Origin of the sequence: Pseudomonas sp. p106 (genome assembly GCF_003936645.1) — a bacterium.
GTDB classification, from domain to species: domain Bacteria; phylum Pseudomonadota; class Gammaproteobacteria; order Pseudomonadales; family Pseudomonadaceae; genus Aquipseudomonas; species Aquipseudomonas putida_E.
This window is the reverse complement of sequence record NZ_RHQR01000002.1, coordinates 178,386-188,300: the sequence shown is the minus strand read 5'-3', so window position 1 is coordinate 188,300 and position 9,915 is coordinate 178,386. Positions and strand designations below refer to the sequence as shown.

7 protein-coding genes are annotated in these 9,915 nt (G+C 64.4%); 5 read left to right on the top strand and 2 right to left on the bottom strand.

Translation table 11 applies throughout. The features are described from left to right. Positions 1-10: 10 nt before the first annotated feature. Positions 11-2,029, bottom strand: a complete 2,019-nt coding sequence (locus EGJ09_RS03470) for an alpha-1,4-glucan--maltose-1-phosphate maltosyltransferase (RefSeq protein WP_125923231.1) — start codon at positions 2,027-2,029, stop codon at positions 11-13. Positions 2,030-2,168: 139 nt separating this feature from the next. Between EGJ09_RS03470 and EGJ09_RS26515 the strand changes: the two genes are divergently transcribed. After that, a complete protein-coding gene (locus EGJ09_RS26515) occupies positions 2,169-2,330 on the top strand; it encodes a hypothetical protein (RefSeq protein ID WP_012313715.1) in 162 nt (53 codons plus the stop codon). Between the two features lie 85 nt (positions 2,331-2,415). Here EGJ09_RS26515 and EGJ09_RS03465 read toward each other — a convergent pair whose 3' ends face one another. Then, positions 2,416-4,098, bottom strand: coding sequence for an AMP-binding protein (locus tag EGJ09_RS03465; protein ID WP_125923230.1), 1,683 nt, complete (start codon positions 4,096-4,098; stop codon positions 2,416-2,418). Between the two features lie 216 nt (positions 4,099-4,314). Here EGJ09_RS03465 and EGJ09_RS03460 point away from each other — a divergent pair, with 216 nt between their 5' ends. The 4 genes from EGJ09_RS03460 to EGJ09_RS03445 are packed head-to-tail and all read left to right on the top strand — an operon-like array spanning position 4,315 to position 9,873. Beyond that, on the top strand, positions 4,315-5,478 hold the full coding sequence (locus tag EGJ09_RS03460) for an isovaleryl-CoA dehydrogenase (RefSeq protein WP_012313713.1): 1,164 nt from the start codon (positions 4,315-4,317) through the stop codon (positions 5,476-5,478). A 19-nt stretch (positions 5,479-5,497) separates the two neighbouring features. After that, positions 5,498-7,105, top strand: coding sequence for a carboxyl transferase domain-containing protein (locus tag EGJ09_RS03455; protein WP_125923229.1), 1,608 nt, complete (start codon positions 5,498-5,500; stop codon positions 7,103-7,105). Positions 7,106-7,108: 3 nt separating this feature from the next. Next, on the top strand, positions 7,109-7,924 hold the full coding sequence (locus tag EGJ09_RS03450; RefSeq protein WP_125923228.1) for a gamma-carboxygeranoyl-CoA hydratase: 816 nt from the start codon (positions 7,109-7,111) through the stop codon (positions 7,922-7,924). Next, positions 7,921-9,873: an acetyl/propionyl/methylcrotonyl-CoA carboxylase subunit alpha gene (locus EGJ09_RS03445; RefSeq protein WP_125923227.1), complete on the top strand. Its 1,953-nt coding sequence runs from the start codon at positions 7,921-7,923 to the stop codon at positions 9,871-9,873. Before EGJ09_RS03450 ends, EGJ09_RS03445 begins: the two co-directional genes overlap by 4 nt. Positions 9,874-9,915: the final 42 nt, after the last annotated feature.

The window sequence follows — 9,915 nt, the reverse complement described above, 5'->3', positions numbered from 1 at the left end:
GCCCAGGGGCTTATCGGGCCTTTTCTATGCGCCAGATACCAAATGGCTGGTGCCATGGTTCGATACGCATCCATTGGGTCTTGCCATGCCAGGTCCAGCGGTGGCCGTTCATCAGGTCTTCGCCCAGGGTGTCGGCGTCATCGTCCAGCCCCAGCTCCCACAGCGGCAGTTCGAAGCTGGCCTCCTGGGCGTTGTGCGGGTCGAGGCTGACCGCTATCAGGATGTAGTTGTCGCGCTCGGGCGTGCGCTTGGCGAAATACAGGATGTTGTCGTTCCAGCAGTTGAAGAACGCCACGCCCAGGTGCGTCTGCAGGGCACGGTTCTGCCGGCGGATGCGATTGAGTTGGGCGATTTCGGCAATGATGTTGCCGGGCTGGGTGAAATCGCGCGGGCGGATCTCGTACTTCTCCGAATCCAGGTACTCTTCCTTGCCCGGCAGGGGTGTGCCTTCGCACAGCTCGAAGCCCGAGTACATGCCCCACAGCCCCGACCCCATGGTCGCCAGCGCGGCGCGGATCAGAAAGCCGGCACGGCCACTGGTGTGCAGGAAGAACGGGTTGATGTCCGGCGTGTTGACGAAGAAGTTGGGCCGGTAGCACAGGCTCCAGGGCGGCTGATTGAGCTGCTCGAAATACTCGCGCAGTTCCTGTTTGGTATTGCGCCAGGTGAAATAGGTGTAGCTCTGGGCGTAACCCACCTTGCCCAGGCGCGCCATCATCGCCGGTTTGGTGAAGGCTTCAGCCAGGAAGATCACGTCCGGGTACTGGCTGCGCACATTGGCGATCAACCATTGCCAGAATGGCAGCGGTTTGGTGTGCGGGTTGTCGACGCGGAAGGTCTTTACCCCCTCCTCGACCCAGCCCACCACCACATCGCGCAGGGCCAGCCACAGCGACGGCACGGCGTCAGCGGCGTAGAAATCGACGTTGACGATGTCCTGGTACTTCTTCGGCGGGTTTTCGGCATAGCGGATGGTGCCGTCGGGGCGCCAGCTGAACCAGCCGGGATGTTCCTTGAGCCACGGGTGGTCCTGGGAGCACTGGATGGCGAAGTCCAGGGCGATCTCCAGCCCGTGCTCGGCGGCGGCGGCCACCAGGCCGCGGAAGTCCTCCCGGGTGCCCAGCTGCGGGTGTATGGCATCGTGCCCGCCCTCGGGGCTGCCGATGGCGTAGGGGCTGCCCGGGTCGTTGGGCTCAGCGCGCAAGGCATTGTTGCGGCCCTTGCGATGCTGCTTGCCGATCGGATGAATGGGCGGGAAATACAGCACGTCAAAGCCCATGTCACGAATCATCGGCAAACGCTCGTGCACGTCGTTGAAGGTACCGTGGCGCTCAGGGCTGTCGGTGATCGAACGCGGGAACAGCTCGTACCAGCTGGCGAACTGCGCGGCCGGGCGGTCGACATCGACCGGGAATTCGCGACTGCAGGTGAGGTAGCTGCGGTGCTCGGCCTCGGTCATCAGGCGCGACGCCTGCGCATCCAGCAGCAGCGCCACCTGGTCAGCCTGGGCCAACGTGGGCAACTGAGCCTGCAGTGCCTCGATCTGCTTGCGCAGTTCGCCCTCGCTGCGCTCTGCGCCTTTGCCGAGCAGCTGGCGGCCCTCTTCCAGTTCCAGCTTCACGTCGACGCCGGCGTGGAACTTCTTCTCCAGGTCGTGGCAATAAGTGGCGAACGGATCGATCCAGGCCTCGATACTGAACAGGTGCGGGCCGAGTTCGGTGGGGGTGAATTCGGCCAGCCACAGGTCGTTGCCCGGCGAATGCATGGGCACGCAGTGCCAGCGCCGGCCATGGGCCTGCCGCCATTTGAGCATCACAGCCAGGCGATCGTGGCCATCGCTGTAGACCTTGCTGCTGACTGCAACCGGCAGGCCGCTGATAGCCTTGACGGCGAAACCGCCACCGTCAAGTGCGGGCTGGGTATCCTCGATCACGATGCGCGGCGCCAGCAGCGCCTGGGACAGGCTGATGGCCTGGTCGGGGTGATCGTTCGCCATCGGTACGCTTTCGAAGGGCTCGTTGCGCGACATCGGTCCTGGCTCCCTGTTGGCATTGGCGGTAAGGGTTCAGAGCCATCGTCCACGCAGGGGGTTCAAAAAAATTGAGCAAACGGCGCAGCCACTTATCAAAGCCTGCACCACCCTCTCATTCACCCTGCGAGGTCAGGCCATGAACATTCCCATTCCACCAGAGACACCCGACCCCAACATCGACGACCCGAGCCTGCCGCCGCCCGTGCCGGAAGAGGACCCGGACGAGCTGCCGATCAAGCCGACCGAGCCGCCGACGGTCGGCGACCCGCCGAGCCAGGAGCCACCGGTGAAGGCTTAAGGATAGACGAGGGAAAGCGATGCACTTGCAACGGTGTGCCGGCCGTGCACGGGTAATACCCGGCGCGGCCAGCACCGTAGCTGAATCACCCCGCAGATATAGCTGAAAGCGAGGCCGCGCTGATTTCGCGCATCTTGAACTTCTGCACCTTGCCGGTCACCGTCATGGGAAACTCGTCAACGAAACAAAAGTGCCGTGGCACCTTGTAGTGCGCGATGCGCGCCTTGCACCAGCCCTGCAATTCTTCAGCCGTTGCGCTGTGGCCGGGATGCAACTTGATCCAGGCCACCACTTCCTCGCCATACCTATCGCACGGGATGCCGATCACCTGGGCGTCCGCCACTGCAGGGTGGGTATAGAAGAACTCCTCGAGCTCGCGCGGATAAATGTTTTCGCCACCGCGAATGATCATGTCCTTGTTGCGCCCGACGATGCGCACATGGCCATCTTCATCCATCACCGCCAGGTCGCCCGAGTGCATCCACCCTGCAGGATCGATGGCATCCGCCGTGGCCTGCGGGTTATCCCAGTAACCGAGCATCACGCTGTAGCCACGGGTGCACAATTCGCCGATCTCGCCCCTGGGCACGATGCAGCCGTCGGCATCCACCAGTTTGGTCTCCAGCTGGGGCTGGGTGCGGCCAACCGTGGTTACGCGCAGCTCCAGGTCATCGTCGGGGCCGGTCTGCAGGGACACCGGGCTGGTTTCGGTCATGCCATAGGCAATTTGCACCTGGGCCATGTGCAGTTGGTCGATGACCCGGCGCATGACCTCGATCGGGCAGGTGGCACCGGCCATGATGCCGCTGCGCAGGGTCGAAAGGTCCAGGTGCTGGCGCGACGGATGGTCGAGCATGGCGATGAACATGGTCGGCACGCCATAGAGGATGCTGGCGCGCTCTTCGGCGACCGCACGCAGAGTGAGCTCGGCATCGAAGGCGTCGCTGGGGTAGATCATGGTGCTGCCATGGGTGATGCAACCAAGGTTGGCCATGACCATGCCAAAGCAGTGGTACAGCGGTACCGGGATCACCATGCGGTCGGTGCTGGTCAGGCCCAGACTTTCGCCAACCATGAAACCGTTGTTGAGGATGTTGTAATGACTGAGCGTCGCCCCCTTGGGCGCGCCAGTGGTGCCGGAGGTGTACTGGATGTTCACCGGCTGATCGAACTGCAGGCTGCGCTGGCGAGCCTGATAAGCCTCAACAGCCGTCTCCCCTGCCCGCTCGCCAAGCGCATGCCACGCCAGAAAACCTGGGGGCGGGTTGCCGGCCAGGCTGATCACCCCGCGCAGCTCGGGCAGGCGCTCGCTGGCCAAGTCACCGGGCAGCACTGCAGCCAGCCCCGGTATCAGCTCCTTGACCATGGCATGGTAATCGGACGTCTTGAAGGCATCGGCGCACACCAGCCAGCGGCAGCCGGACTGGCGCAACACGTACTCCAGCTCGCCCACCCGGTAGGCCGGGTTGATATTGACCAGAATCGCACCGACCTTGGCGCTGGCCAGCTGCAGGATGCACCACTGGGCGCAGTTGGGTGACCAGATGCCGACCCGGTCCCCCCTGTCGACACCCAGGGCCATCAACGCCCGGGCATGGACATCGACCTGTTCGGCCAACTGCTGCCAGGTGAAACGCAGGCCCTGCTGGCGCACCACCAACGCTTCGCCATCGGCGTAACGGGCCACGGTCGCATCGAAGGCCTGGCCAATGGTCAGGGTCAGCAAGGGTTGGTCCTGACGACCTTGGGTATAGCTGGGTTGACTCATGGGTGTCCCTTCTTGTGGTTGTTCTGGGCACGGCTCAAGCAAGCGACAAATACTCTGGCGCAGATTTACGTTTACGTAAAGGTGATGACCGGATTGACACCGGCGGACCGCAGGTTTACGTTAACGTAAAGGTGAAAACGACATAGCGCTCATAGCCAATGGCTACCGCTTGCTGAGCTACGGTGTTTCCTAATTTCAAGAACAAGAAGGTGCCCCATGCATTACCCCTCCCTGAACTTCGCCCTGGGCGAAACCATCGACATGCTCCGTGACCAGGTGCGCACCTTCGTCGCCGCCGAGCTGGCGCCACGCGCCGCACAGATCGACCACGACAACCTGTTCCCTGCCGACATGTGGCGCAAGTTTGGCGACATGGGCCTGCTGGGCATCACGGTACCGGAAGAATACGGCGGCGCCGGCCTGGGCTACCTGGCCCACGTGGTGTCGATGGAAGAAATCAGCCGTGGCTCGGCTTCTGTGGCGCTGTCCTACGGCGCCCACTCCAACCTGTGCGTCAACCAGATCAACCGCAACGGCACCCATGAGCAGAAGCTCAAGTACCTGCCCAAGCTGATCAGCGGTGAACACATCGGCGCGCTGGCCATGAGCGAGCCAAACGCCGGCTCCGACGTGGTGTCGATGAAACTGCGCGCCGAAAAGCGCGGCGACCGCTACGTGCTCAACGGCAGCAAGACCTGGATCACCAACGGCCCGGATGCCAACACCTACGTGATCTACGCCAAGACCGACCTGGACAAGGGCGCGCACGGCATCACAGCGTTCATTGTCGAGCGCGACTGGCAAGGCTTCAGCCGCAGCAACAAGTTCGACAAGCTGGGCATGCGCGGCTCCAACACCTGCGAGCTGTTTTTCGATGACGTCGAAGTGCCGGAAGAAAACATCCTCGGCCAGCTCAACGGCGGCGTGCGCGTACTGATGAGCGGCCTGGACTACGAGCGCGTGGTGCTCTCCGGTGGCCCCACCGGCATTATGCAAAGCTGCATGGACCTGGTGGTCCCGTACATCCACGACCGCAAGCAGTTCGGCCAGAGCATCGGCGAGTTCCAGTTGATCCAGGGCAAGATCGCCGACATGTACACCCAACTGAACGCCAGCCGCGCCTACCTGTACGCCGTGGCCCAGGCCTGCGACCGTGGCGAGACCACACGCAAAGACGCCGCCGGGGTGATCCTGTACACCGCGGAGCGCGCCACGCAGATGGCCCTGGAAGCGATCCAGATTCTCGGCGGCAACGGCTACATCAATGAATTCCCGGCGGGCCGCTTGCTGCGCGACGCCAAGCTGTACGAGATCGGCGCCGGCACCAGCGAAATCCGCCGGATGCTGATCGGCCGCGAACTGTTCAACGAAACCCGCTGAGCACAAGGGACGGGCGCACATGGCTACCTTGCACACCCAGATCAACCCGCGTTCGGCGGAATTCGCCGGCAACAGCGCGGCCATGCTCGAACAGGTCCAGGCCCTGCGCGGCCTGCTTGCCCACATTGCCCAAGGCGGCGGGCCCAAGGCCCAAGAGCGGCACACCTCCAGGGGCAAACTGCTGCCGCGCGAGCGTATCGATCGCCTGCTGGACCCGGGCTCGCCATTTCTCGAAATCGGCCAGCTGGCCGCCCATGAGGTGTACGGCGAAGACGTGCCCGCTGCCGGCGTCATCGCGGGCATCGGCCGTGTCGAAGGCGTGGAATGCATGATCGTGGCCAACGACGCCACCGTAAAAGGCGGTTCGTACTACCCGCTGACGGTCAAAAAGCACCTGCGTGCGCAAACCATCGCCCAGCAGAACCGCCTGCCGTGCATCTACCTGGTGGACTCGGGCGGCGCCAACCTGCCGCGCCAGGATGAAGTGTTCCCGGACCGCGAGCACTTCGGGCGGATCTTCTTCAACCAGGCCAACATGAGCGCGCGGGGCATCCCGCAGATCGCCGTGGTCATGGGCTCGTGCACCGCAGGCGGCGCCTATGTGCCGGCCATGGCCGACGAAGCGATCATGGTCCGCCAGCAGGCGACCGTCTTCCTGGCGGGCCCGCCACTGGTGAAAGCCGCGACGGGTGAGGTGGTGAGCGCCGAAGACCTCGGCGGTGCCGATGTGCACTGCCGCACCAGCGGCGTGGCCGACCATTATGCCGACAATGACGAGCACGCCCTGGCCATCGCCCGGCGCAGCGTGGCCAACCTCAACTGGCACAAGCTGGGCAAGCTGCAGTGCCTGGCCCCGGTGGCGCCACTGTATGCCGCCGACGAGTTGTATGGCGTGGTACCGGCGGATGCCAAGCAACCGTTCGATGTGCGCGAGGTCATTGCGCGGCTGGTCGATGGCTCGGTGTTCGATGAATTCAAGGCACTGTTCGGCACCACACTGGTGTGCGGCTTTGCCCACCTGCACGGCTACCCGGTGGCGATACTAGCCAACAACGGCATCCTGTTCGCCGAAGCCGCGCAGAAAGGCGCGCACTTCATCGAACTGGCCTGCCAACGCGGCATCCCGCTGCTGTTCCTGCAAAACATCACCGGCTTCATGGTCGGCAAAAAGTACGAAGAAGGCGGCATCGCCAAGCACGGCGCCAAGCTGGTCACCGCCGTGGCCTGCGCCCAGGTGCCGAAGTTCACGGTGATCATCGGTGGCAGCTTTGGCGCTGGCAACTACGGCATGTGTGGCCGCGCCTATGATCCGCGCTTCCTGTGGATGTGGCCCAATGCGCGGATTGGCGTGATGGGGGCCGAACAGGCTGCCGGGGTGCTGGCCCAGGTCAAGCGCGAGCAGAGCGAACGCAGCGGCCAGGCCTTCAGCGCCGAGGATGAGGCCAGGCTCAAGCAGCCCATTCTCGACCAGTACGAACACCAGGGTCACCCCTACTATTCCAGCGCCCGGCTATGGGACGACGGCGTCATCGACCCGGCGCAGACCCGCGACGTGCTAGGCCTGGCGTTGTCCGCCGCGCTGAACGCACCAATCGAACAGAGCCGCTTCGGCATTTTCCGGATGTGACCCATGAGCGATTTCAGCACCCTCGAAGTGACCCGCGACCCGCGCGGCTTCGCCACCCTGTGGCTGAGCCGCGAGGACAAGAACAACGCCTTCAATGCACAGATGATCCGCGAGCTGATCGTCGCCCTCGGCCAGCTGGCCGACGACGCCAGCCTGCGCTTCATGCTGCTGCGCGGCCGTGGCCGGCATTTCAGCGCCGGCGCAGACCTGGCGTGGATGCAGCAATCGGCTCAGCTGGACTTCAACACCAACCTCGATGACGCCCGTGAACTGGGCGAACTGATGTACGCCCTGCACCGCTTGAAGGTACCCACCCTGGCCGTGGTGCAAGGCGCGGCCTTTGGCGGCGCCCTGGGGTTGATCAGTTGCTGCGACATGGCCATCGGCGCCGAGGATGCACAGCTGTGCCTGTCCGAAGTGCGCATTGGCCTGGCCCCGGCGGTGATCAGCCCGTTCGTGGTCAAGGCCATCGGTGAGCGTACCGCGCGCCGTTATGCCCTGACCGCCGAACGCTTCAGCGGCGTACGGGCCCGGGAACTGGGGCTGTTGGCAGAGGTGTACCCGGCCAGTGAGCTGGAAGTGCAGGTACAGGCCTGGGTGGACAACCTCTTGCAAAACAGCCCGCAGGCACTGCGCGCCACCAAGGACCTGCTGCGCGAAGTCGATGACGGTGAGCTCAGCCCTGCCCTGCGCCGCTACTGCGAAAACGCCATTGCCCGTATCCGTGTCAGCGCCGAAGGCCAGGAGGGCCTGCGCGCCTTCCTGGAAAAACGTCGCCCCGCCTGGCAAACCGAGCCCAACAAGGAGCCGCGCCCATGAGCCGCCCGCCATTGACCACGCTGCTGGTCGCCAACCGTGGCGAAATCGCCTGCCGGGTGATGCGCACCGCCAAGGCCATGGGCCTGACCACCGTGGCCGTGCACAGCGCCACCGACCGCGATGCCCGCCACAGCCGCGAAGCGGATATCCGTGTCGACCTGGGTGGCAGCAAAGCCGCTGACAGTTACCTGGTGATCGACAAATTGCTCACTGCGGCCAAAGCCAGCGGCGCCCAGGCCATTCACCCAGGCTACGGCTTTCTTTCGGAAAACGCAGGGTTTGCCCGAGCCATCGAAGACGCCGGGCTGATCTTCCTTGGCCCGCCGGCCAGCGCCATTGATGCAATGGGCAGCAAATCGGCAGCCAAGGCGCTGATGGAAGCGGCCGGCGTACCGCTGGTGCCGGGTTACCACGGCGACGCCCAGGACCTGGAAACCTTCCGCGCCGCCGCCGAGCGCATCGGCTACCCGGTGCTGCTCAAAGCCAGCGCCGGGGGCGGCGGCAAGGGCATGAAAGTGGTGGAGGAAGAAAGCCAGCTGGCCGATGCCCTCGCCTCGGCCCAGCGTGAAGCGCAGTCGTCGTTCGGCGATGCGCGCATGCTGGTGGAAAAGTACGTGCTCAAGCCCCGCCACGTCGAGATCCAGGTGTTCGCCGATCAGCACGGCAACTGCCTGTACCTTAATGAGCGCGACTGCTCGATCCAGCGCCGCCATCAGAAAGTGGTCGAGGAAGCGCCTGCGCCGGGGCTCTCCCCTGAATTGCGGCGGGCCATGGGCGAAGCGGCCGTGCGCGCCGCCCAGGCCATCGGTTATGTCGGTGCCGGCACCGTGGAGTTTCTGCTCGATGCCCGTGGCGAGTTCTTCTTCATGGAGATGAATACCCGCCTGCAGGTAGAGCACCCGGTGACCGAAGCTATCACCGGCCTGGACCTGGTGGCCTGGCAGATCCGCGTCGCCTGCGGCGAGCCGCTGCCGATTACCCAGGCGCAGGTGCCGCTGATCGGCCATGCCATCGAGGTGCGCCTGTATGCCGAAGACCCGGCCAATGAGTTTCTGCCGGCCACAGGCACCCTGACGCTGTACCGCGAGTCGGCACCTGGCGAAGGTCGCCGGGTGGACAGCGGGGTAAGCGAGGGAGACCAGGTCTCATCCTTTTATGACCCCATGCTGGGCAAGCTGATCGCCTGGGGCGAAAACCGTGAACAGGCACGCCTGCGCTTGCTGGCGATGCTGGACGAGTTCGCCATCGGCGGGCTGAAGACCAACATTGCCTTCCTGCGCCGCATCCTCGCCCATCCCGCATTCGCGGCGGCCGAGCTGGATACAGGCTTTATCCCACGTCATCAGGAGGTACTTCTGCCGGCGCCGCAGCCATTGCCCGCAGGCTTCTGGCAAGCCGCAGGTGAAGCCTGGCTGCAGGGCCAGGCGCCGCATCAGCGTGACGACGATGAACGCTCCCCCTGGGCTGAGCGCACGGGTTTGCGCCTGGGCCTGCCAGCGCACAGCAGCCTGCATTTGCGCAGCGGCGGCGAAAGCCAGGCAGTTACCCTTGAGCACGGCGCTACTTTGGCCTGGCAGCTGGACGGCGAACAGCTCGGGCATGATCAAGGCGGCGTGCGCAGGCGTTACCTGGCAGTGCGCCGCGGTGGCACGCTATACCTGCGCTGGGATGGTGAAATGCATGCCATCGAGGCCTTCGACCCGATCGCCGAGGCCGAAGCCAGCCACAGCCATCAGGGCGGGCTGGGCGCACCCATGAATGGCAGCATCGTGCGGGTACTGGTGGAGCCGGGCCAGGCGGTGGAAGCAGGGACTGCGCTGGTGGTGCTGGAGGCGATGAAAATGGAACACAGCATCCGCGCTCCGCAGGGTGGGACGGTGAAGGCGTTGTTTTGCCAGGAAGGGGATATGGTCAGCGAAGGAACAGTGCTGGTCGAACTGGTGGAGTGATGCAAGCAAGCCGGCTCTCACAAGAATTGCGTTAACACATGG

Coding starts and splice junctions, on each gene's coding strand:
- EGJ09_RS03470 (WP_125923231.1), bottom strand. CDS start 2,029: ATGTCGCGCAACGAGCCCTTCGAAAGCGTACCGATGGCGAACGATCAC.
- EGJ09_RS26515 (WP_012313715.1), top strand. CDS start 2,169: ATGAACATTCCCATTCCACCAGAGACACCCGACCCCAACATCGACGAC.
- EGJ09_RS03465 (WP_125923230.1), bottom strand. CDS start 4,098: ATGAGTCAACCCAGCTATACCCAAGGTCGTCAGGACCAACCCTTGCTG.
- EGJ09_RS03460 (WP_012313713.1), top strand. CDS start 4,315: ATGCATTACCCCTCCCTGAACTTCGCCCTGGGCGAAACCATCGACATG.
- EGJ09_RS03455 (WP_125923229.1), top strand. CDS start 5,498: ATGGCTACCTTGCACACCCAGATCAACCCGCGTTCGGCGGAATTCGCC.
- EGJ09_RS03450 (WP_125923228.1), top strand. CDS start 7,109: ATGAGCGATTTCAGCACCCTCGAAGTGACCCGCGACCCGCGCGGCTTC.
- EGJ09_RS03445 (WP_125923227.1), top strand. CDS start 7,921: ATGAGCCGCCCGCCATTGACCACGCTGCTGGTCGCCAACCGTGGCGAA.